The following is a 22,428-nucleotide window of genomic DNA, read 5'->3' as shown; positions in this document are numbered from 1 at the left end:
GCCCGCTTTTCAAGTTTTGCGCATCTTGCGCAGGATCGGAGCGGTTGCCAGCGCTCCCAAAAAGAGCAGGAAAGCGGCCAGCACGATCGAGGGGCCGGGGGTTGAATCCCAGATCAGGGATGCATTGAGGCCGCCCAGAATCGACAGACAGGCGATCAATGCTGCCAGCAGGGCCATCGATTCCGGACCTCTGGCAAATTGTCGTGCGGTGGCAGCGGGAATGATCAGCAAGGAGGTGATCAGCAACACGCCGATCAGTTTCATTGCCACTGCGATCACCAAAGCGATCAACAGCACGAAGACCAGATTGGCTCGCTGGGTCGGCAGGCCTTCGGCGGCGGCAATGTCAGGGCTGATGGTACTGGCCAACAGGCTGCGCCAATGAGCGAACAGAAGGGCAAGAACCAAAGCTCCCCCTCCCCAAATGACCCCAAGATCCTGTTTGCTGACCGACAGGATGTCGCCAAACAACAGGGACATGATGTCAATTCTCAGCCATGTCATGAAGCCAAGAGCGAGCAGACCAATGGCCAGCGACGCATGGGAGAGAATGCCGAGCAGGGTGTCGGTTGACAGGCGGTCGAGTTTTTCCAGTCCATAGAGAAGGAGCGCGATGACAAGGGAGACGAAAAAGACCCCGGCAATCGGCATCAACTCGAACAGCAGGCTCAAGGCGATGCCGAGCAGGGCGGCATGAGCCATGGTCTCGCCGAAATAGGCCATGCGTCGCCAGACGATGAAACAGCCCAGCGGGCCGGAGACCAGCGCGATGCCGATGCCACCAAGCAGAGCGCGGGTGAAGAAGTCATCCAGCATGACGCTTGCTCCCCTCATGTGTATGAGCATGCTCGTGCCCGTTGTCATGGTCGTGACCACAGGAGCAACCTTCATCGATCATCTCCGCATCCTGTGGGTCATGGCTGTGATTGTGGTGATGATTGTATGGGGCCATGGTCTCAAGGCCTTTGGCTCCGAAGAGACGCTGATAATCGGGATTTTGGGCAACGTCCGCTGGCTGGCCGTAGCAGCAGACATGGGTGTTCAGGCAAATGACCCGGGTTGAGGCACGCATCACCATATGCAGATCATGGGAGACCAGAAGGATGCCGCAATTGTGGCGGTCCCGGATCTCTTCGATCAGACGGTAGAGGGCCAGCTCGCCCACATAATCCACCCCTTGCACCGGCTCATCAAGGACCATCAGATCCGGCTGGCCGACCAGAGCGCGGGCCAGCAGGACCCGTTGCATTTCCCCGCCTGACAGGGTGTGAACATTGTCGCGGATCTTGTGGGCGACGCCGGTTTCCTCCAACGCGGCCAACATGGCATCGCGGCTGTGATTGCCGGTGAGACGCATCAGCCGTTCGACCGTCAGCGGCATGGTGCGGTCGATCACCAGCTTCTGCGGCACGTAGCCGACCTGGAGGCCGGACTGGCGTTGCACCTTGCCTGAGGAGACAGACCACAAACCGAGCAGGGCCTTGACGAGGGTGGTTTTGCCGCCGCCATTGGGGCCGATGATGGTGATGATTTCGCCGCGATCAACAGAAATGGAGACCCTGTCGAGCAGGGTTTTGCCATCGCTGACAATGGTCAGGTTGTCGCCGGAAAGAAGCATTTGAGAGGTGCGCACGGGCTTGCCACGGGTCTGGGGTGATCAGGGTCGAATGAAAATGTTACAATATAACGATTTTTCGATGGTGCAACCATTCCCATGGCGCCGAGGGGTGCAAATCACAGCTGGACCGCTGGAATGGGCCTCCAAACACGCATTTGTGACAGAGAAAAGGGCCCGATGGGGCCCTTTTGTTGCTTTGGCGGCCCGTCGATGGGAACGGGGCCGCGGATCGTTGGGGCTGCTAGACGTCGAACGAGACGCCCTGTGCCAGCGGCAACTCGGCAGAATAGTTGATCGTGTTGGTCGCCCGGCGCATATAGCCTTTCCACGCGTCAGAGCCGGATTCACGCCCGCCGCCGGTTTCCTTTTCGCCACCAAAGGCACCGCCAATTTCTGCACCGGATGGGCCGATATTGACATTGCAAATGCCGCAATCAGAGCCAGCTGCGCTCATGAAGGTTTCGGCCTCGCGGATGTCGAGGGTGAAGATGCAGGAAGACAGGCCCTGCGGCACATCATTATGCATGGCGATGGCGTCACCGAGATCGCTATAGCGCATGACATAGAGGATCGGAGCGAAGGTTTCGGTCTTGACCATGTCGGTCTGATCGGGCATTTCGACAACTGCCGGGCGGACATAGAAGCCACCATCAGCGCCCTCAACCACGACTTTCTCGCCACCAACAACTTTGCCACCTTCGGCTTCGGCCTGCTTCAGCGCGGCCTGCATGGTGTTGAAGGAGGTCTCATCGATCAATGGACCGACCAGAGTGGAGGCCTCCAGCGGCGAGCCGATTGGCAGCGAGGCATAGGCCTTCTGTATCTGGGCGACAAGCTGGTCGGCGATGCTCTCGTGAACGATCAGACGGCGCAGGGATGTGCAGCGCTGACCGGCGGTGCCTACAGCAGAGAAGCAGATGGCGCGAATGGCCATGTCGAGGTCGGCGCTGGGGGCGACGATCATTGCATTGTTGCCGCCCAGCTCAAGGATCGAGCGACCAAAGCGGTCGGCGACACGCGGGCCAACGGCCCGGCCCATGCGGGTGGACCCGGTGGCGGACAGGATCGGCACCAGCGGATTGTCGACCAGTGCCTTACCGGCTTCCGGACCACCAACGACCAATTGATGCAACCCTTCCGGGGCGGCTTCGAAATCGGCCAGCACGCCCTGCAGGATGGCATCGCAGGCCAATGCCGTCAGCGGGGTTTTCTCGGAAGGTTTCCAGACCACGGCGTCACCGCAGATCAGGGCCAGGCAGGTGTTCCATGACCAGACGGCTACAGGAAAGTTGAAGGCGGAAATGACACCACAGACACCCATCGGATGCCAGCTTTCCATCATCCGGTGGCCGGGGCGTTCCGATGCAATGGTCTTGCCATAGAGCTGGCGGGACTGGCCAACGGCAAAATCGCAAATGTCGATCATTTCCTGCACTTCGCCGAGGCCCTCGGACAGGATCTTGCCAGCTTCGATGCTGACCAGTTTGCCAAGCGCCTGTTTGTGGGTGCGCAGGGCTTCGCCCAACTGGCGAACCAGTTCACCCCGCACAGGGGCAGGCACCGTGCGCCATGATAGAAAGGCCTCATGGGCGGCAGTGACCGCAGCATTCATGGCATCGGCACCCTGTTCAGCGACCTGACCGATGACCGAGCCATCAATGGGACTGGTGACCGTGATCGAACCTGACAATGTGGCACTGTCGACGCCGAGACTTTCGAGCAGGGATTTGGTTTCATTCGCAAGATTTGCGGACATGTGGTTCTCCAAAGGAAGGGAAGGACGATTTCGAAGGGGAGGCTTCTTCGTCTTTAATTTATTGATTTTTATAGCTAAATGTAGCTTTGCCTGGCCACTATAATCGGGCTTGAGATTAAGTCATAGTGGCTGTCCTATCCAGCTTGATAGATTGCCGGGAAGCTTCGGCAAAATGCTGGACAAGTCGGATTGCGTGACAAAATGTTGTTGGCGTCCCTTGGCAAAGTATGAATAAGTGAACCCGATGATTCCATCGCGTTGCTTATTCGTTGCCAAAGCGGGCCGTGTTGGAGGGATAGGCGATTGGTTGATGACGGAGTGTGATGATGCGGCGTGCCCTTGATGATCTGGACAGAAAGCTCATTCGGATTCTGCAAGCCGATGCCCGCTTATCGACCTCCGAGATTGGCCGCAAATTGTCGGTGGCCCGCTCAACCGTGCATGAGCGTATCGAACGGCTGAAGCGCGAAGGGGTGATTGATGGGTTCACCGTGTTGCTCAATAGCGACCCTTTGGAGACGCTGAACCGGGCCATCGTATTTGTCGAGATCGATCCAAAACTGCAAACACCGATTGTCCAGAAGCTTGAGGATTTTCCGGAAATCTCGTCCTGCTTCACGGTCAACGGGTCGTTTGATTTGGCGTTAATTGTCGAGATGCCGCAGCTCGAAGATCTGGACGCTCTGCTAGACGAGATTGGTGAAATCAATGGGGTGGCGCGGACCATGACCAACATCATTCTGGCCAAGAAGTTTGATCGCCGTCACACGCTGATCAATGAAACCGCAAAGAAGCTGTTTGGCGGGGAGCCTTTCTGAGGCCCGATCCGGGAACTGGCTGAGATCTGACCTTGCAAATATCAGGCATAAAAAAGCGCACTGTCGGTTGACGGCGCGCTTTTTTGCTTTGCGAGGAGAGTGGTCTAGAAATTGTCTTTTCTTGAGCGGATTTCCGTGAAAACCTCAAGGTCTGATGCATCGGCCATGCCGAGCGCTTCCTTGACCTCGGCATTGTTGGCGCGCAGGAAGCTGTTGGTGGTCAGCTCGTCAAGCATAGTGGTTGGAATGGTTGGCTCACCGCGCTCGCGCTTGGCACGAACATCTTCCATCCGCTGGAGCAGCAATTCATTCTCCGGCTCGATGGTCAGGCAGAATTCACCGTTGGACAATGTATATTCATGGCCGCAATAGATGGTGGTTTCCGGTGGCAATTTGGCCAGCCGATCAAGGGAGAACCACATGTCCTCCATGGTGCCTTCAAACACCCGGCCACAGCCCATGGCAAACAGGGTGTCGCCGGTGAAGGCCAGCTCGGCATCCGGGATCCAGAAGCTGAGATGATCACGGGTATGGCCCGGAGACGCGATGACCTTGATGTCGAGATCGCCGAACTTGATGGTGTCGCCGTCCTTCACACCGGTCTCGATGGTCTGGACTTTCGACATGCTTTCCTCGGGACCATAGATGGTGGCGCCCGTCACCCCCTGTAAAGCCGCCAGACCACCAATATGGTCATGGTGATGATGGGTGAGCAGAATGTGGGTCAGTTTCCAGTTGTTGTCTTCGAGAATGTGCAGGATCGGGGTTGCGATCGGTGCATCGACCAGAAGGGTCGACTGGCTTTCGGGATCATGCGCGAGAACAGCATAATTGTCATTGAGACACGGGATAAGAACAGTTTCCAAAGCGTGCTTCGGCATGTTTGGGCTTCCTTCCTTCGACTATCGATTTGTCAGACCTTGCTCCTGCTCTCTCGCCCTTTGCTGAGGATGGGCGCCAGAGAGTGAAAATGGCCCGGTCTCGTCCTTTGTCTTTGATTTGCAAGCCAAAAGGGCGAAACAGTGATTGGGTCCAGTGTGGCATATGTCTTGGGCGAACCATAGTCGCAAAATGGTGTAGATGGGTGTTTGATTCCGCCAAAGGCAGGCGAGGTTGGTTCTGGACGGCTCTGATACGAGGACGCCATGCTATGGGATAGGCAACAGGCGATGGCTTTTTCCAAGCCCAAGGGTTGGTTTTCCGACGGGAGAGTGCCACATTATCGCTAACCGGGTTGTTGGCGCAGAGCGCTCGACTTGTTGCGGGTCGAGGGGAGGTGTTGCGGTTGCCTTTCACGCCAGCAGATTCTGCCCCAACCGACGATGTGAAAGTGGTGTTGCATGTTTCTTGATGTCCTCGATTTGCGGGATTTTTATGCGCAGCCTCTGGGGCTGGCGACGGCCTTTCACATCAATCAGTGCATCCGTCAACATTGGGGCAACCTGAAGGGATTGAGCGTGCTCGGGGTGGGCTATACGCCCCCTTACATCCGTGATTTGCGAGGCAATGCGGAGCGCACCATCGCCTTCATGCCGTCCTGGCAGGGGGCCGTTTACTGGCCGTCTTCAGGGGCGTCACTAACCACGCTGGTCGACCCGGAGGCGCTGCCTTTGCCCGATGCCAGCGTCGATCGCATCCTGTTGGTGCATATGCTCGAGCTGGCGGACAATCCGGCGGAGCATTTGCGCGAAATCTGGCGGGTACTGACGCCGGGTGGCAAATTGCTGATTATCGTGCCGAACCGGAGTGGTTTGTGGGCGCGGCTGGACCAGACGCCCTTTGCCTATGGGCGTCCCTTTTCCAAGGGCCAGTTGAGCCATCTATTGCGCCAGACGATGTTTCAGCCGTTGCAATGGAGCGAAGCGCTGCATTTCGGACCGTTCAGTGGCAAAGCCTTCATACGGTCTGCCAAGGTGGTGGAGCGACTGGGGCAGCGCTTCTGGCCTGCCTTGTCCGGTGTGCTGATGGTCGAAGCGACCAAGTTGATGCGCCAAGGCCTGCCGGTGGCCGAGACGACGATGTTTGAAAGCCGCTTCCGTCCAGTTTTCCTGCCAGCGCCCAATCTACCCAAGTTCGGCCGGACTATACATCAATTGACCAAGTCTGAGGGCTGAACAGGGTCGACGATCGGCTCAGACAAAAGGCGGCGTTGCCGCCGCCTTGTTCCCTTTGCCTGAAAGCCTTGTGCCTCAATCCTGTTTGCGCGAGAGCAGGAAAATGGCCTGTTCGGCAAACAGATTCCAGAACCACCACGGGGCAGAGAAAGAAATCGGCTTGCCATCCCCTTGCAGGCCATGGGCCCGCTCGATGGTGGCATTGGCCTCGCCGCACAGATTGACAAAATCCCGCACAGTGCAGAAATGGATGTTCGGCGTGTCATACCAGCTGTAGGGCAGATAGTCGTTGACCGGCATGGTGCCGCGGAACAACAGATCGGTACGCACCTTCCAATGGCCGAAATTGGGGAAGGAGACAATGGCTTTGCGGCCAATGCGCAACAGATGCTCAAGCACCTTGCGCGGATTGCGGGTGGCCTGAATGGTCTGGCTCAGGACCACATAATCGAAGCTGTCATCTGGATAATAGATCAGGTCTTCGTCCGCATCCCCCTGAATGACTGACAGGCCGCGCGAGACACAGCGATTGACCCCGCGCTGGGACAGTTCAATGCCGCGGCCTTCCACGCCGTCTTTTGCCTGTAACAGCTCAAGCAGGCTGCCATCATCGCTGCCGACATCAAGGATCTTTGAGTTGGGTGCGATCATGTCGACGACGATTTCAAAGTCGATGCGGGTATTGTCGGCCCGACGGCCAACGACCAGCGCTTTCTTGTCTTCGGTCAGGCTCATTGTGCCTCCTCCTCGTCGTCGGTATCTTTGCTGCTCAGGCCAAAGTCTCGGGCAGCAGAGCCGATGAAGCCGCGCATGGCGTCGAAAAACTCCGGCTCATCGAGCAGGAAGGCGTCATGGCCCTTGTCGCTGTCAATCTCGACAAAACTGACCGAGGCTCCGGCGGCATTGAGCGCATGGACGATCTTGCGGCTCTCGCTGGTCGGGAAATGCCAGTCCGAGGTGAAGGACACCAGACAGAAGCGGGTCTTGGTGCCCATGAAGGCCTTGGCCATCTGACCGCCATAGTCTGCGGCGAGATCGTAATAGTCCATCGCCCGGGTGACATAGAGGTAGGAATTGGCATCAAAGCGGTCGACAAAAGTCATGCCCTGATGGCGCAGATAGGATTCAATCTGAAAATCGGCGTCAAAGGAAAAGGTTTTGACCTTGCGATCCTGAAGATTGCGGCCAAACTTGCTTTGCAGTGACTGCTCGGACATGTAGGTGACGTGAGCGGCCATGCGCGCGACCGAGAGACCCTTGCGTGGGGTGACGTCATAATCGTAATAGCGTCCGCCATGCCAGTCCGGGTCGGCCATCACGGCCTGTCTGCCGACCTCGTAGAAAGCGATATTCTGTGAGGTATGGTGGGCAGCGGTGGCAATGAAAATGGCCGATTTCACCCTGTCGCCATGTTCTGCAGCCCACTGGATGGCCAACATACCGCCCATCGAGCCGCCAATCACGCAGAACAGCTCTTCAATGCCAAGATGGTCGAGCAGCATCTTCTGGGCACGCACCATGTCGGGCACGGTGATGACGGGGAGGTCGAGACCAAAGGGCTTGCCAGTTTCGGGGTTGATCGAGGCAGGGCCCGTCGAGCCGGAACAGCCCCCCAGAACATTGCCGCAGACAACGAAAAAGCGATCTGTGTCAATGGGCTTGCCCGGGCCGATCATGTTTTCCCACCAACCCGGCTTGCCGGTGACCGGTGAGATCGAGGCGGCATATTGATCGCCGGTCAGGGCGTGACAGATCAGGATGGCATTGGAGCAATCCGCATTCAGCGTGCCATAGGTTTCAAAAGCAATCGTGAAGGGCGACAGGGCGACACCTGCATCCAGCATCAACGGCATGTCTTCCCCAAAGGTGACATGTTTGCTGGATGGGTGTTGGGCTTCTCTTAGGGCGGTATCGTCGCGCGGAGGAGAAGACGTGTCCTGATTGTCGCCGTCGGTTGGACCGATCATGAATGCTTCCTCGGTGAATAGAGTTGGGTGACTGGCAGATTTGTCTGCCCTATTTCAAGCAAGTCCGGGCGGCCTGCCCCTTGTTATTATTGTCTTGTAGCTAGGCAGAGCAAGGGTAAGTGTCAATTACTTTCTTTGCTTTTGTCGTAGCCTCTTTTATGTATGGCTTTGAGAAAAATTTGCGATAGGATCTGCCGCAACTGCCCATGCATTGCGCCAAGAGACGACTTTGGTGATTGCGATCGGGATTTTCGCATTGGCGACAAAAGGCGAGACGACAGGACGAACTGATGAGCAAGACCCCGACGGGCAGCAGCAGGGACATTCAGCCCACGCTTGATGAATTGCGGCAGCGTATCGACCGCATCGATGAAACCATCCATCTCAATCTGATCGAGCGTAGCGAGATTGTTGAGGCGTTGATCGCGGTCAAGCGGACCGACAAACCCGGCGCGGCTTTCCGGCCCGGGCGCGAAATGGACATGATGCGCCGCCTTGTGGGGCGGCATCGGGGCATTTTGCCGATCACCGCCGTTGAGCATCTCTGGCGCGAGATCATCGCGACCTTCACCCACATGCAGGCGCCTTTCGAGGTGGTGGTTGAGCCGGGATCGGATCTGCGCGATGTGGCGCGGTTCTATTTCGGCTTCACGGTCGGTTTTGATGAAGCGATGGATTGTCAGGCGGTGGTGGACCGGGTGCGCGCGGGAGAAGGCTCTGTGCTCGGTGTGGTTGGCGTCAAGGCCAAGGCGGAGCGTGCCTGGTGGCTGTCTTTGGCGGCCGATGGGGTGCAGGTGATTTCACGCTTGCCGGTGATTGCCCAGCCGGGACGTCCGGCGGCGGCGCCCGCCTTCGTTCTGTCGATGCCGCTGATGGATACCACGGTGCCTGATGTTCGCCTTGTAGCCCTGTCTGCCCCTTCAAGCAAAGGAGCCGAAGCGGCCATTGCCCGGATCGGTGGTGACATTGTCAGTCAGGTGATGGAAGAGGGCCATTGCGAAATCCTCGCGTCCGTGCCGTTCTCCGTCTCTCAGGTGACCGTCGAGAGCCTGACGCGTCTGTCTGACAATCCGATGGTCATTCGTGGCACCGTCGGGGGCTACTGGACGCCGATTGCGCTCTCTAGTCCTCAATCTTGATCAGAAATGATGAAATCCACGCATGGAGTGGTTTCATGCGCGGTATATGTGCGCCGGATCCTGCCTTTTTTCTTGAATGGTGCGGGATTTTGGCGTTAAGACAGGCGGGTTGCGCTCTTGCGGCAAGCAGGGCGCAGCGGCCAATTTCAAGTCTTGTGATCGAGCAGCCCTGATGAGCAGGCCCCCTGCCGATTGCACCAGTTCAGGAGTAATCCCATGTCCATGTCCGGACAGCTTCAGCGCCCGCAACCTCGTGACAGTGTGATGAGCATTCCCGTCTATGTCCCTGGCAAGTCTCAGGTGAATAATGATGGTCCCGTTCACAAACTCTCGTCGAACGAAACTCCATTGGGAGCAAGCGCCAAGGCTGTGGATGCCTATCGTCAGATAGCAGGACAGCTGGAATATTATCCGGACGGGGCCAGTACCGCCCTTCGGGAGGCGATCGGGGACGTTCATGGCATCCATCCCGGTCGCATCCTGTGCGGTGCCGGATCTGACGAAATCCTGTCGATGATTGCCAACACCTTCCTTGAGAAGGGTGTTGAGGCGATCTATTGCGAACATGGTTTCCTCGTCTATCCGATTGTCATTCAGGCCTCTGGCGCCACGCCCGTCATGGTCAAGGAAAAGAATTGCGTTGCCGATGTGGATGCGATCCTTGCTGCGGTCACCGAGCGGACCAAAGTGGTGTTCCTTGCCAATCCCAACAATCCAACCGGCACCTATCTGCCTTTCAGCGAGATCCGCCGTCTGCATGCGGGGCTGCCGGGCTCGGTGCTGCTGGTGCTCGATGCGGCCTATGCGGAATATGTCTCGGCTCACGACTATCAGTCCGGCGTCGAGCTGGCGGGTGCATCGGAAAATGTGCTGATGACCCGCACTTTCTCCAAAATTTATGGGCTGGCCAATTTGCGTTTGGGCTGGTGCTTTGGTCCCGAAGCGGTGATCAATGCCATGGAGCGGGTGCGTGGACCCTTCAACGTGTCTGGCGCGGCGCAGGCCGCAGGCATCGCAGCGATCCGCGATCAGGACTTTGTTCGCGCGGCGGTGGCCCATAATGACGAATGGCTGCCAAGGCTGACAAAGGGGCTGGAGGATCTCGGTCTGTCCGTCACGCCAAGCGTTGGCAACTTCATTCTGATCCACTTCACCGATGCGCCGGGCAAGAGTGCGGTGGAAGCCGATGCCTATTTGCTGTCCCATGGCTGCATTCTGCGTCAGGTCGGTAATTACGGGTTCCCGAATGCCCTGCGCATGACGGTCGGCTCTGCAGAAGCCTGCGAGCGGGTGCTTGCCTTGCTGGCAGATTTTATGAAAGGGAGCAGTGATGACTGATCCTCTTTTCAAACGCATGACGCTGATCGGGATCGGTCTGCTTGGCTCTTCCATTGCATTGGCGGCGCGCCAGCGTGGGGTGGTCGAGCATATCGCGATCCATACGCGTTCCAAGGCCACCCTTGATCGGGCAGCAGAGCTCAATCTTGGGGACAGCTATCATGCCGATGTCGCCGAAAGTGTGCGCGGATCCGATTTGGTGATTGTCTGCACGCCTGTTGGCGCGTGCGAAGCGGTGGCAAAAGCCATTGCCGGTGACTTGGCCGACGGGGTGATCGTCACCGATGTCGGCTCGGTCAAGGGGTCGATCATCAAACAGATGCAGCCGCATTTGCCGGACCATGTGCATTTCGTGCCCGGCCATCCAATTGCCGGTACGGAAGAGTCCGGCCCGGATGCTGGCTTCCCCGAATTGTTCATCAATCGCTGGTGCATTCTCACCCCTCCAGCAGGGGCGGATCAGGCAGCGATCGACAAGACAAACCAATTCTGGACCCTGCTTGGCTCGAATGTCGAAGTGATGGATGCCAAACATCATGATCAGGTGCTTGCCATCACATCACATCTGCCGCACTTGATTGCTTACAATATTGTCGGCACGGCGTCAGATCTGGAAATGGTGAAGGATTCCGAGGTGATCAAATATTCCGCAGGTGGTTTCAGGGATTTTACCCGCCTTGCGGCCTCGGACCCGACCATGTGGCGGGACGTGTTCCTGCATAACAAGGAGGCGGCTCTGGAAATGCTCGGTCGCTTCACCGAAGATCTGACTGCCCTTCAGCGGGCCATTCGCTGGGAAGACGGGGACGCCCTCTTCGATCTGTTCACACGGACCCGATCCATCCGCCGCAGCATCATTGATGCGGGGCAGGAAATTGACGCCTCCGACTTTGGCCGTCATATCAAGGACGGGGAAACCCATGCCGATCAACTGACCAAGGATGACCATGCCTTCACCGGCAGCTAACCTTAGGGTCGGTGTGTCTGGGTTGGCACCAAAAAGAAAAAGCCGCAGAGTTTGTCTGCGGCTTTTTTGTTGGCTGGGGGCCTGAGACTTGTGTCTAGAATTGCAGGGGTGGCACGGTGCCAAGGGGAATGAAGCCTGCCTTGATCTGGCCGTTGCTCAGTTTGATCTCGACTTCGGAGCCAATCAGGTCACCATCCTTCATCGGCTTGCCCATCAATTGCAGCGCGGTGAGGGGGCCATTGAGGCCATCCTTCTTGGCGGTCAGTGTTCGCACTGGATTGGCCTGATCAGCAGGCGGGTTGAGGATGCGAGCCTTGATCAGTCCATTGGCCATGCCGAGGCGATCAAAGGCCAGGTCTCCGGACAGCTTGATGGTCTTCTGGCCGATCTCGATGTTGCCGGCGAGCGGGTTGACCTTGCCCGATTGCTCCAGCCATGCGCGGGCCGGGTTGCCCTGATTGTGGAGCACGGCCTCAAGCCCGCCAACCAAGGTGAAGGAGACTTGGCCGGACAGATCGGGCAATGCCCGTGAGGCAAAGTCGGTGGCGGCCAACGAGACATCGAGATTGGCGGGTTGATCCGGGGTCGGGCGCAGGTGGAATTCCATCGCTTTGGCCTTGATGTCGCCGATCAGGGACGCCAGCTGCGGATTGTTCGAAGCAAAGGTTGGCTCGGTTGCCTCAAAGGAGGCGCGGGTGACGAAGGCGGACGGGCTGAAACGCACCGAACCGCGCATCAGGCTGGCCACCATTTCAAAACTCTGGCCGGTTGGCTGATGGGTGAGGGTGGCGCGGTTTTCGGTTTCGATCACTGCCAGATTGGGGGCATAGACCTGCCAGATGGCGCGCAAGGGGCCGCCTTCTGCCTGCCAGCCAGAGCGCGGATCCTGAATGCGGTAGGAGGCGCAGGTGAGGGAAAGCCGGAAAGGATAGCCGCCAAGGGTCTGCTCGTTGCATTGCAGCAGCTGTTGGCCATCGACGGTGCGGGCCATCAGCCGGTTGACGATCTCTTGCGTGCGGCTGTAGCTGATATACCAAAAGGCGCTCCAGCCGACTGCCACCAGCAACACGAAGGCGCTGAGCAGGACATATTTCCGCTTTGAAGAAGGCTGTTTGGTTTCGGTTGGCAGACTGTCTGACATCACTGGGCTCGTCTCTTGCAAATCATGGGACTGATTGGTATCCAGAGCCCTTGTCGCCCGTTCCTGTGGCGCAATCAAGGCCGGGTGTGCCTTGCCAACGCTTTATCGAGGATACTGGCGATGGCAAGACATGCCTCAGACAATTGAGAATGGAATGGATAGATGAGTGATCTCTGGGTGTTTGGATATGGGTCCCTGATGTGGCGGCCGGGCTTTGATTATTTGGAAGCCCATATTGCCGATCTGCAGGGCTATCACCGCTCGCTTTGCATCTATTCTCATATCCACCGGGGCACGCCGGAGGTGCCGGGGCTGGTTCTGGGGCTTGATACCGGGGGGCATAGCATGGGCATGGCCTTCCGCGTCGCCGAGGAAAAACGCGATGAGGTGATGGCCTATCTGCGAGCGCGGGAACAGGTGACGATGGTCTATCTGGAGCGCACAGGCGCGGTGCGTCTGCTTGATGGCCCGACAGCGGAAGGGGGGCGCATGGTCGATGCCGTGATCTATATTGCCGATCACAGCCACCCGCAATATGCAGGCAAACTATCGCTTGATGAACAGGCGGCCTTCGTGTTGCGCGGCCATGGCCAATCGGGCCCGAATATCGATTATGTGCTCAACACGGTGGATCACTTGCGGGACATCGATATCGAGGATGCAGAGTTGTTTGCGCTGGCGGAGCGGCTGCGGGCCAATGGCTGACTTCGGGCGGACAGGGGTCTTCAAGCAGGCGGGGGTCTTCAGGCAGGGATCTTGAACTCACTGCGGTCTGGTGCCTCACCAAGATCGCTTACGACGCGCGCGCGCTCTTCCTCGCCACCGGCCAACAAATGGACATAGGCGGAGAGATGCATGAGGGCGGTATCGCTCATATTGCTCAAGACCTTCGGCGTCAGGTCTTCGATCGCACCGATCCACTGGATTTGCGGGTGAGAGCTTTCTTCGCTGGCCAGTATCAGGACGCAGTCGCTGAAGCTGGCAATGTCATCCAAGGCAATTTGGGAAAAGACATAGCGTGCCTCACCGCTTCCCTGCCAATAGCAGAAACGGCTGTTCAGGCTGTCCTTGGCCAGATCTCCCTTCGGTCTTGATGACATGACGTCCCCCTGAGGTCACATTCCGTCAGAATGAGAACAAAAATAGAACAAATTTGCTTGAAAAGCAAGCTGATCTCTTCCTATATCATGTAGACCCTGATGTGCAGAATACAAGATATGGTGATCGCTCGTCAAAAAATTATTCATCTGGGGCCGGTTTGGCCTGTTCCGCTCTTGCTTCAGCAATCAGGCGATCGCTGTTGGTCTCGATGGTTTGGGAGACTTGTGCAAAGAAAACATCCTGATCCAGACCCGGAGCGATCGGAGGTAGGATCTCGACAATGATCTTGGCCGGATAGAGCAAAAAGGAATGGCGGGGCCAGGCGAGGCCGGTGTTGAGCGCAACGGGATAGCAGGGCACATTGAGTGCCTTATAAACATGGCTGATGCCATACTTATAGACCGGCTCGGCATCGAGCGGACGGCGGGTGCCTTCCGGGAAGATGATCAGCTGGCGGTTTTCCTGCATGCGTTGTCTGGCGTTTTCGAGCATTTCGCGCAGGGCCTTTGCCCGGGCACCGCGATTGATCGGAATCATTTCGCCACGGGCCACCGCCCAGCCAAAGAGCGGGATCCACATCAGTTCGCGCTTGAGGATGAAAAGCGGATCCTTGACCAGGGGCACCAGCGCAAAGGTTTCGAACACACTCATATGCTTGGCGGCCAGAATGAGGCTCTGATTTTGCGGCAGATTTTCAAGGCCGCGTACCTCATAGCTGCCGCCGACAATCAGGGTGAGAAGCTTGGTGCAGAGGGCCGCCCAGAAACGAGCAATGGCAATCACCCCGAAACGGCGAAAGGGCAGGGTCAGCATGCAGGCAAGCAACAAGATGAAGGTCACCACATAAAAGGCAATGTGATAGAGCAACGACCGGACGAACAGCATGCATTAATCCCTTGTGGTCAGGGCAATTGCGGCGGTTGCGCTGTGCGGCTGCCGTCCCTGATCATGTGTCTTCGAGCAGCATGACGTCGCGCTGGACTGGTGGCTGGATCGCCATGCGCGGTTGTTATCGGCCATATTGGGCAAGGAGTCCAGCAACGGGGCGGCGGATCTTGGGGAAAGGCGTAAGGGTTTGGCACCCTCCCGGTTAGCGTTTGGTAAGCCGTTCGGAGCTGCCATAGACGATGGCACCGAGCAGTTTGCCATATTCCTTGGTCAGCAAATGGACATTGTTCCAGTCAAACAGGCGGGTCAACAGCGCGCGGTCCGAGCGGGTTACCAACTGCCCCTGCAGCCGAATGTCCGGCGCGGCGCGGCGCATTTCAAGCATGGTGCGCGGCATGTGGTAGGCACTGGTGACGATGATCAGGCTTTCAAAGCCATAACGGCGGGCCCATTCAGCCGTCTGGGTGGCATTGGCCACTGTGTTGAGCGCCCGGCTGTCGAGATCGACACAACAGGCAATCTGGTTCTTGGTCAGCTTGTAGCGGCGTTCAAGGGTGATGGGACCATAGCCGGGATGGACACCTGAAATCAGTAGTCGTTTGCCTTTCTCCTGCTTCAAAAGCTCGATGGCCTTTTCCAGACGGCCTGCGCCGCCGGTGACGACCACGATGGCGTCAGCCGGTTCCGGCTCGCGTTCACTGGCCAGCAACACATAGCCGGTATAGCCTGCCAACCCCATGCCAAGCATGGCGATGGTCAACAAGACCAACAGGGCAATCAGCCGTGCCAACTTGCGCCAGGACAAGAACGACCAGCCGCGTGCTTCGCGGAGCTCCGACTTGTCAAGGCTGTTGCTGTTGGCCTGATTGGACATTGGGGGGTATCTGCTTTCAGTGTTTTCTATCTCGGGGTGAGGTCGTTGTCGTTTGTTGGACAACGGGATACCGTTCTGGTCAACTCAGTTTGCTCAGCGTGTTGATAACCGTCAATCGTGTCGTGACTGCGGTGAAGATGGCAATGGCCAGCGCCAGTGCCAAGGTGCCCAGATAAGCACTGTAGCCGAGCTCTATCACACCCAATAGGGCCTGCATCTGATCTGCCGCTGCTGATCCTTCATCCTCCCGAACCACAAACTGCATCATCAGAAAGGCCAGCATGGCCCCGCCACCGCCCGATATGGAGCCCTTGATGCCAAGGGCAAAAAAACGGCGTTGAAATTCACTTGCGATGAAGCGGTTGCTGGCACCGACAAAATGCAGAACCTCAATGGTTTCCTTGTTGCCAGCCATGGCGGCACGGGTTGCAAAGACGACGATCAGCACCGTGGCGGCGATCACCAGAGCGAGAATGGCGACACCCGCAAGAATGGCGGTTTCGGCCATGGATTTCAGGCGGTCGACCCAGAAACGGTGATTGTCAAGGATCGCGCCGCGAACCTGCTTTTGCAGGGCGTCGCTGATGGCAGCGAAATCCACGACGGACGGGTCATCAATGGTCAGTTCGATCAACCGGGGAACCGGCAGGTCGTCAAAGGCCAGATCGAGGCCGAGCCATGGTTCCAGCAGGGCGTTCGAGTCCCTTTCGGTCAACACCCTGGCGCTGTTGATGCCGTTGGCCTCGTGGGCAATGCGCACCGCCTTGGCCAACTCGGCATCGATGTCGACCCCTTCAATCGGGCGGATCTGGATGGTGGCACCGCGCGAAATGTCCGACTGCCAGTCGCGGGTGGCATCTGAGACCACCGAGACCCCAGCCACTGTCAGCGCCGCCAGAAAGCTCATGATGGCAATGACCAACACCAGAGCGTGACCGGCAATGGTGCCCTTGGGCACAATGGGGTCAGCCTTGTTGGCCATCGCAAAGCTGGAATTTTTGAGCATTGCCTTGGGTTTGAGGCCCCCAAGACGTCCCTTGCGGCGCTTTGGTTTTGCGATTGTTGGCGGGGGCTTGCCCGATGGGGCAAAGGACTGGCTGTCAATTGGATTGAGGTTCGGGCCAACCCGGGGTGAGCTCGAAGGCATGGGTGGCAAGCTATGGGCGCCATGCATGGACGGGCCTGATGGATGCCCATTGCCCCCTGTCCGATTGCTGCCATTGCCGTTTGGTTTGTCAGTTGCCACAGTTCAGACCTCAATCATACACATAGAGCGCGCCATCATTGAGCACAATCCGGCGGGCATCGACCTGATCCATCAGTCCGGTGTCATGGGTGGCAATGATGATGGAAGTGCCCGAGCGATGCAGCTCGATGAACAGCCGGAGCAGGCGGCGCGCCAAAATCGGGTCGACGTTGCCTGTCGGTTCGTCCGCCAGCAGCAGTTTGGGTTGGGAAATCAGAGCGCGCGCAATGGCGGCACGCTGCTTTTCCCCACCGGACATGACCGGTGGGTAGACATGCATGCGATGGCCCAGTCCGACCCATTGGAGCAGTTCGGCCACATCGGTACGGTAATCATGCTCCGACTTGCCCTGAACCCGCAGCGGCAGGGCGACATTTTCAAAGGTGGTCAGGTGATTGAGCAGACGGAATTCCTGAAACACAAAACCGATCTGGCGGCGCAGTTGGGACAGCTCGTCATGATCCAGCCGGGCGGTGTCCTTGCCGAATATCTTGATCAGGCCGCGATTGGGCTTGAGTGACAGGAACATCAATTGCAGCAGGGATGTCTTGCCCGCGCCGGAGGGACCGGAAAGGAACTGGAAGGATTTTGCCGGAATGTCAAAGGACACATCCCGCAAGACCTCCTGTCCCATGCCATAGCGCAGTCCAACATTTTCAAAGCGAATCAAACCGGTTTCCCTCTTTGCTGTTGGTGCCGAGCTTGCCTGATTTCCTGCGTGAATTCATCCGATTTGTGCCCGGTTTGCCTGATCTTTAGACAGGTCTTGGCAAAGCGTTAAGGGCTGATATCCTATTTTGTGGATGATTCGTCCGCTTTCCTCTGTTTGAGACCAGAAATGCGGATGTTCCGTGACCGTGGCTTCAACTGATTGTGCGCCAATGAAAATCACCTGCCCCAAATGTTCGACCAGTTATCAGGTGCCTGACGACTATATCGGTGCCGAGGGGCGGCCGGTGCGCTGTGCCAATTGCGGGGATACATGGCATGCGGTGCCCGAAGCCCCTGCAAAGGTGACCGCTTCCCCGGCAGCGCCCGCTGACCAAGCCGATGACGGCGACAATTCCCAAGATGACATTGATGCCTTGTTTGACAGCCCGGCTGGTGGTGAAGAGCAGAGCCAGGACGATATTGATGCTCTGTTCGATAGTCCTTCAGGGGGCGAAGACCAAAGTCAGGATGATATCGACGCCTTGTTCGATAGCCCTTCAGGGGGCGAGGACCAAAGTCAGGATGATATTGACGCCTTGTTTGACAGCCCGTCAGGGGGAGACGAGCAGAGTCAGGATGATATCGACTCCCTGTTTGATACGGACGATGCAGGGTCTGATGACGGACCAACGGTGATCACGTCGGAAAATAGCGATGATCCGATGATGGTCACTGGTGTTGAAGATGATCGGTTCGATTCGCCGGTGATGGACCTGATGGATGCCGCAGCCTTTGAAGCGCAGAAGAAAGTGGCGCGCGGCACTGACATCGAATCAAGTGTGCGTCGCAAAAGGCGCAAGAAACAGAAAGCCAAGGCAAGGGCCAAGGACAGCATCAAAGGGCAGGCCGCCCAGCGCAAGGAATGGATTGTTGGCGCCTCGGCTCTGGCCGCTACGCTTATTCTGGTTATTTCGCTGGTCGCGGCCCCCAATTTCTGGACCAGAAGCTTCCCCGATCTGGCTTCGTTCTATGACATGCTGGGCATGGACATCAACGTGACCGGTGTCGATATTCAAGCGGTGAATGTCGAACTGGTCCAAAAGGCGGGTGCTCCGGTGATTGCGGTGGAGGCTGAGCTTGTGAATCTTGGGATAGAACCTGTGAGTCTTCCCTCTGTGCGGTTTTCGGTCCTTGGCAACAACGATTCAGAACTTTATTCATGGGATATCAATCCCGACATCAGGGGATTGGGGCCGGGCGAGCGCAAGACGATCAAGACGTCGGTTGCCGCGCCCTCACAAGCGAAATTTGTATCGCTGCGGATGTTCCATTGATCCGTCATGCCAACGTGGGCCAATGTGGCCCCAGACAGGCCATGACCAAGCCATCCGACACGCGGCAACAGGAATCCGGACAAGCGCATGACAGACACCATTCACGTCCTCTATGATGAGGCGACCCTTGCTGATCGCAACACCGAGCTGGCCAAGGCCATAGCGGATGCGGGCTATCAAAATCTTCTGGTGATTGCTGTGCTGAAGGGCAGCTTCGTCTTTGCGGCCGATTTGCTGCGGGCGCTCTATCGGGCGGGCGTGAAGCTGGAAGTGGAGTTCATGTCCCTGTCGAGTTATGGGACGGGCACCAAATCCACCGGCCATGTGCGCGTGGTGCGGGATGTCGAGGAAGAGGTCAAAGGGCGCGACGTGCTGCTGATCGACGACATTCTCGAATCCGGCCGGACACTGGCCTTTGCCAAGGATCTTCTGTCCAATCGCGGTGCTAACCGGGTGGATGTGGCGGTGCTGCTCGACAAGCCGGGCAAACGAATCGCCGATATCAAAGGCGAGTATGTCGGGTTCGTCTGCCCGGACAAATTTGTCGTCGGCTATGGCATGGACAAAGCGCATTCCTATCGGGAAGTGCCGTTCGTCGGTTATCTCGAATAGAGCTTTACTCTGCCTCTGGTTTGACTGGTTGCACCGCCGTTCCGTTGTCGCCGGAGCGGATTTGTCGATTGGGCGCTTATCCCCCACTGGGTCGGATTGCCGCTCCCATCCGCAACTTTTCGTCGTCGCTTTCGCTTTTGGTAAACCTTTTCCCTGTCAAATGGGATGGCAAGATCATCAAGAGATCTTGGGGTGACGAGTTTGAGTATAGTGTGGGAGTGGGACATATGGCCCGAATTCTTCTGACCGAAGACGATGATGGCGTACGTATGTTTGTCCAGCGCGCTTTGATGATGGACGGACACGAAGTCAGAACGGCAGAAGATGGTGGGGATGCCCTTGATGTACTGACGGATTGCGAGGGAGCGTTTGATCTGCTCCTGACCGATATCAAGATGCCATATATGGATGGCATAGCGCTGGCCAAAAGCGCCGCGCAAGAGTATCCCGAATTGACCATTTTGATGATGACCGGCTTTGCCGACCAGCGGGAACGCTGCGACAGCCTGAATGCCATCGTTCATGATGTGGTATCCAAACCATTTTCTCTGGCGGAAATCCGCAACGCGGTGCGTGAGGCGCTGTCCGGGCGTGCCGCTGCCGGACCAGCCTCCATATCTCAGGTCATGTATGGCTAAATGCCGCAATTGAGCGCAAATAGAGACTTGCAAAAGGGATGGCATCGCGCCGTCCTTTTGCTTTTTGGGAGCCCTTTTTATCCGGTCTTTTCGAAGCTGTTGCTTTTATGGGTCCACAGGTGGACAAGGATATGCTAAGAGGGTGGCCCTTACATATACGTACCTGACCGTTTCTCCGGTTCCAAAAGGGTACGCCCAATCTCCATCTCCATATCGATGGTGCGCAATCGGCTTGCTAGGCAGGCTGTTGCCTGCCAGAGCCATAGTGAAGAAGGCAAATCGACATGATTGACCTGCTCGGCTACGCTGCGGCCTTGCTGGGGACCCTTTGCTGGATCCCGCAAGTGTTGAAAGTCTGGAAAACACGACAGACCAAGGATCTGTCGCTGTCCACCAACTTGATGCTTTTTACCACCATGAGCCTGTGGCTGATCTATGGCATTGCCATCAATTCGCCGCCCCTGATTGCTGCCAACATCCTGTCGGCCATATTTGTTGGCTCGATTGTTTCAGCGAAACTCTTCTTCAAATGAGCGATGCTGCAGGAGGGCTGGATCAGTCCTCCAGCCATGCAGGGATGGTATCGAGGCCGAGCAGATCTTCATAGGATGGGCGCGCCCGAATCACGTCCCACTGATCGCCATTGACCAGCACTTCAGGCACCAACAGGCGGCTGTTATAGGTGTTGGATTGAACCGCGCCATAGGCCCCTGCGGACATGATGGCGAGCAGATCGCCCGCTTCCATTTTTGGCAGAGGGCGGTTCTGGGCGAGGAAATCACCGGTTTCGCAAACTGGTCCCACCACATCGACATTGGTCACCGGGGTATCAAAGCCCGGCTCGATGACCGGTTTGACTTCGTGCCAAGCCTCATAGAGGGTCGGGCGAATGAGGTCATTCATTGCGCCATCGACGATCAGGAAAGTCTTGCCTTCGCCTTCCTTGCGATAGATGACTTCGCTGACCAATATGCCCGCATTGCCTGCGATCAGACGACCCGGCTCGAAATAGACCTTGCAGTCGAGATCCTTGACATGCTTCTTCACCGTGTCCGCATAATCGCGTGGCAAAGGTGGTGGCGACTGGTTGGCTTCATAGGGAATGCCCAGACCGCCGCCCAGATCCACATGGTCGATCAGATGGCCGTCGGCACGCAGGTCCCGAACCAGATCGCCAAGGCGCTGGAAGGCATTGTCGAACGGCTCGAGCTGGGTGATCTGGCTGCCGATATGCATGTCGATGCCAGTGACCCTGATGCCCGGCAGATTGTCGGCGCGTTTATAGACGTCACGGGCGCGCTTCCACGGAATGCCGAATTTGTTTTCCGACTTGCCGGTGGCGATCTTGGCGTGGGTCTTGGCGTCGACATCGGGGTTGATGCGGATCGAGATCCGGGCTTCTTTGCCCAAATCGCTGGCGATGCGGCTGAGATGCTCCAGCTCCGGCTCGGATTCGACATTGAAACACAAAATGTCATGTTCCAGCGCAAAGGTCAGTTCGCGGCGGGTTTTGCCGACGCCGGAAAAGAGGATCCGGTCAGCGGGAATGCCGGCGGCCAGTGCGCGGCGCATTTCCCCTTCGGATACCACATCAGCGCCTGCGCCCAGACGGGCAAGGGTTTTCAGGATGGCCTGATTGGAGTTGGCCTTCATCGCATAGCAAACAAGCGAAGGCACATCGCCAAAGGCATCCGAGAAGACCTTGAAATGACGCTCGAAGGTCGCGGTGGAATAGACATAGAAGGGCGTGCCCACCTGACGGGCGATTTCGGGGATGGACACATCCTCGGCATGCATCACGCCGTCGACATAATCAAAATGGTGCATAATCGTCTCGCCGGTTTGTCGCGCGTGCCTTTCCGGGACGCGGGCGGGAAATGAGGTTTGAGCCGTCTGGGTCTAGAGCAGCGGGTCCAGAACGAAGCCTTCGTCAGGCACATTCGGATTGTCTTTGGTGGTCGCTGGTGCGGCCTCCGTCTCCATACCGGCATCCGGGGTCTTGGTCGAAGGCGGGACCAGCGGGCCGCGCTGGCCACAGGCAGCCAGACCGGCAGCCAGGGCTGTCAGGCACAGAAGCTTGGCAAGTGTCTTTGCCGGGGCGAGGGAAAGGGAATTGAGAGCCATCGCGAGAAATCCTTGTGCCTTCGTTTTTGCCCTTTCAAGGGCCATGCGGTGTTTGCTCAGGGTCGATGGGACCAGAGCGAATCAAAGAGGGCCGGGAGACTG

Annotated in this window: 24 protein-coding genes; 10 read left to right on the top strand and 14 right to left on the bottom strand. The window is 57.5% G+C overall.

All coding sequences use genetic code 11. The features are described 5' to 3' along the window. Nucleotides 1–9: 9 nt before the first annotated feature. From FDK21_RS07325 to FDK21_RS07315, 3 genes are all read right to left on the bottom strand, one after another. Nucleotides 10–816: a metal ABC transporter permease gene (locus FDK21_RS07325; RefSeq protein ID WP_138148027.1), complete on the bottom strand. Its 807-nt coding sequence runs from the start codon at nt 814–816 to the stop codon at nt 10–12. Further along, nucleotides 806–1,618 (bottom strand): metal ABC transporter ATP-binding protein, encoded by an 813-nt coding sequence (locus FDK21_RS07320; protein WP_138148026.1) that lies wholly within the window; start codon nt 1,616–1,618, stop codon nt 806–808. Before FDK21_RS07320 ends, FDK21_RS07325 begins: the two co-directional genes overlap by 11 nt. 241 nt (nt 1,619–1,859) lie before the next feature. Further along, complete coding sequence (locus FDK21_RS07315; RefSeq protein WP_138148025.1) at nt 1,860–3,374, bottom strand: aldehyde dehydrogenase family protein; 1,515 nt, start codon at nt 3,372–3,374, stop codon at nt 1,860–1,862. Nucleotides 3,375–3,700: 326 nt separating this feature from the next. On the opposite strand from FDK21_RS07315, the gene FDK21_RS07310 reads away from it, so the two are divergent. Next, nucleotides 3,701–4,192, top strand: coding sequence for an Lrp/AsnC family transcriptional regulator (locus FDK21_RS07310; RefSeq protein ID WP_114008663.1), 492 nt, complete (start codon nt 3,701–3,703; stop codon nt 4,190–4,192). A gap of 104 nt (nt 4,193–4,296) precedes the next feature. Here FDK21_RS07310 and gloB read toward each other — a convergent pair whose 3' ends face one another. Further along, nucleotides 4,297–5,073 (bottom strand): hydroxyacylglutathione hydrolase, encoded by a 777-nt coding sequence (gene gloB / locus FDK21_RS07305; RefSeq protein ID WP_138148024.1) that lies wholly within the window; start codon nt 5,071–5,073, stop codon nt 4,297–4,299. A gap of 459 nt (nt 5,074–5,532) precedes the next feature. On the opposite strand from gloB, the gene FDK21_RS07300 reads away from it, so the two are divergent. After that, the gene (locus FDK21_RS07300) at nt 5,533–6,306 is read left to right on the top strand and encodes a class I SAM-dependent methyltransferase (protein ID WP_114008459.1); all 774 of its coding nucleotides are present in this window, start codon (nt 5,533–5,535) and stop codon (nt 6,304–6,306) included. 75 nt (nt 6,307–6,381) lie between these two features. Here FDK21_RS07300 and metW read toward each other — a convergent pair whose 3' ends face one another. Beyond that, nucleotides 6,382–7,041 carry a methionine biosynthesis protein MetW gene (gene metW / locus FDK21_RS07295; RefSeq protein ID WP_114008460.1) on the bottom strand — a complete coding sequence of 220 codons (660 nt, stop codon included), beginning with the start codon at nt 7,039–7,041 and terminating at the stop codon, nt 6,382–6,384. Next, nucleotides 7,038–8,273 carry a homoserine O-acetyltransferase gene (locus FDK21_RS07290; protein WP_138148023.1) on the bottom strand — a complete coding sequence of 412 codons (1,236 nt, stop codon included), beginning with the start codon at nt 8,271–8,273 and terminating at the stop codon, nt 7,038–7,040. Before FDK21_RS07290 ends, metW begins: the two co-directional genes overlap by 4 nt. Nucleotides 8,274–8,563: 290 nt before the next feature. Between FDK21_RS07290 and FDK21_RS07285 the strand changes: the two genes are divergently transcribed. The 3 genes from FDK21_RS07285 to FDK21_RS07275 all read left to right on the top strand — a co-directional run bounded on the left by FDK21_RS07285 (nt 8,564) and on the right by FDK21_RS07275 (nt 11,717). After that, a complete protein-coding gene (locus tag FDK21_RS07285; RefSeq protein ID WP_114008462.1) occupies nt 8,564–9,412 on the top strand; it encodes a chorismate mutase in 849 nt (282 codons plus the stop codon). A gap of 222 nt (nt 9,413–9,634) precedes the next feature. Next, nucleotides 9,635–10,750 (top strand): histidinol-phosphate transaminase, encoded by a 1,116-nt coding sequence (hisC, locus tag FDK21_RS07280; RefSeq protein WP_138148338.1) that lies wholly within the window; start codon nt 9,635–9,637, stop codon nt 10,748–10,750. Next, nucleotides 10,743–11,717, top strand: a complete 975-nt coding sequence (locus FDK21_RS07275; protein ID WP_114008463.1) for a prephenate/arogenate dehydrogenase family protein — start codon at nt 10,743–10,745, stop codon at nt 11,715–11,717. Before hisC ends, FDK21_RS07275 begins: the two co-directional genes overlap by 8 nt. Nucleotides 11,718–11,811: 94 nt before the next feature. On the opposite strand, the gene FDK21_RS07270 is transcribed toward FDK21_RS07275, so the two are convergent. Then, a complete protein-coding gene (locus FDK21_RS07270; RefSeq protein WP_138148022.1) occupies nt 11,812–12,858 on the bottom strand; it encodes a DUF2125 domain-containing protein in 1,047 nt (348 codons plus the stop codon). Between the two features lie 162 nt (nt 12,859–13,020). On the opposite strand from FDK21_RS07270, the gene FDK21_RS07265 reads away from it, so the two are divergent. Beyond that, nucleotides 13,021–13,563, top strand: a complete 543-nt coding sequence (locus FDK21_RS07265) for a gamma-glutamylcyclotransferase (protein WP_114008465.1) — start codon at nt 13,021–13,023, stop codon at nt 13,561–13,563. 38 nt (nt 13,564–13,601) lie between these two features. On the opposite strand, the gene FDK21_RS07260 is transcribed toward FDK21_RS07265, so the two are convergent. The 5 genes from FDK21_RS07260 to ftsE form a co-directional block, all read right to left on the bottom strand. Further along, on the bottom strand, nt 13,602–13,958 hold the full coding sequence (locus tag FDK21_RS07260; protein ID WP_114008466.1) for a hypothetical protein: 357 nt from the start codon (nt 13,956–13,958) through the stop codon (nt 13,602–13,604). Between the two features lie 139 nt (nt 13,959–14,097). After that, nucleotides 14,098–14,844, bottom strand: coding sequence for a lysophospholipid acyltransferase family protein (locus tag FDK21_RS07255; protein WP_138148021.1), 747 nt, complete (start codon nt 14,842–14,844; stop codon nt 14,098–14,100). A gap of 205 nt (nt 14,845–15,049) precedes the next feature. After that, the gene (locus FDK21_RS07250) at nt 15,050–15,721 is read right to left on the bottom strand and encodes a YdcF family protein (protein ID WP_114008468.1); all 672 of its coding nucleotides are present in this window, start codon (nt 15,719–15,721) and stop codon (nt 15,050–15,052) included. A 79-nt stretch (nt 15,722–15,800) separates the two neighbouring features. Next, complete coding sequence (locus FDK21_RS07245) at nt 15,801–16,967, bottom strand: ABC transporter permease (RefSeq protein ID WP_138148020.1); 1,167 nt, start codon at nt 16,965–16,967, stop codon at nt 15,801–15,803. Between the two features lie 10 nt (nt 16,968–16,977). After that, a complete protein-coding gene (gene ftsE, locus FDK21_RS07240; RefSeq protein WP_114008470.1) occupies nt 16,978–17,637 on the bottom strand; it encodes a cell division ATP-binding protein FtsE in 660 nt (219 codons plus the stop codon). A gap of 211 nt (nt 17,638–17,848) precedes the next feature. Here ftsE and FDK21_RS07235 point away from each other — a divergent pair, with 211 nt between their 5' ends. From FDK21_RS07235 to FDK21_RS07220, 4 genes are all read left to right on the top strand, one after another. After that, nucleotides 17,849–18,952 (top strand): zinc-ribbon domain-containing protein, encoded by a 1,104-nt coding sequence (locus FDK21_RS07235; RefSeq protein ID WP_138148019.1) that lies wholly within the window; start codon nt 17,849–17,851, stop codon nt 18,950–18,952. 87 nt (nt 18,953–19,039) lie between these two features. Further along, on the top strand, nt 19,040–19,564 hold the full coding sequence (gene hpt, locus FDK21_RS07230; RefSeq protein WP_114008472.1) for a hypoxanthine phosphoribosyltransferase: 525 nt from the start codon (nt 19,040–19,042) through the stop codon (nt 19,562–19,564). A gap of 227 nt (nt 19,565–19,791) precedes the next feature. Continuing rightward, on the top strand, nt 19,792–20,202 hold the full coding sequence (locus FDK21_RS07225) for a response regulator (protein ID WP_114008473.1): 411 nt from the start codon (nt 19,792–19,794) through the stop codon (nt 20,200–20,202). A 284-nt stretch (nt 20,203–20,486) separates the two neighbouring features. Beyond that, nucleotides 20,487–20,735: a SemiSWEET transporter gene (locus FDK21_RS07220; protein WP_138148018.1), complete on the top strand. Its 249-nt coding sequence runs from the start codon at nt 20,487–20,489 to the stop codon at nt 20,733–20,735. A 22-nt stretch (nt 20,736–20,757) separates the two neighbouring features. Here the strand turns inward: FDK21_RS07220 and lysA are convergent, their stop codons facing one another. Both lysA and FDK21_RS07210 read right to left on the bottom strand, forming a co-directional pair. Continuing rightward, the gene (lysA, locus tag FDK21_RS07215; RefSeq protein ID WP_114008475.1) at nt 20,758–22,029 is read right to left on the bottom strand and encodes a diaminopimelate decarboxylase; all 1,272 of its coding nucleotides are present in this window, start codon (nt 22,027–22,029) and stop codon (nt 20,758–20,760) included. A 72-nt stretch (nt 22,030–22,101) separates the two neighbouring features. Continuing rightward, nucleotides 22,102–22,326: a lipoprotein gene (locus tag FDK21_RS07210; RefSeq protein ID WP_138148017.1), complete on the bottom strand. Its 225-nt coding sequence runs from the start codon at nt 22,324–22,326 to the stop codon at nt 22,102–22,104. Between the last annotated feature and the right edge of the window lie 102 nt (nt 22,327–22,428).

It is taken from the genome of Cohaesibacter sp. CAU 1516, from assembly GCF_005771485.1.
In the GTDB taxonomy this organism is placed as follows: Bacteria; Pseudomonadota; Alphaproteobacteria; order Rhizobiales; family Cohaesibacteraceae; genus Cohaesibacter; species Cohaesibacter intestini.
This window is presented reverse-complemented; position numbering and strand designations above follow the sequence as displayed.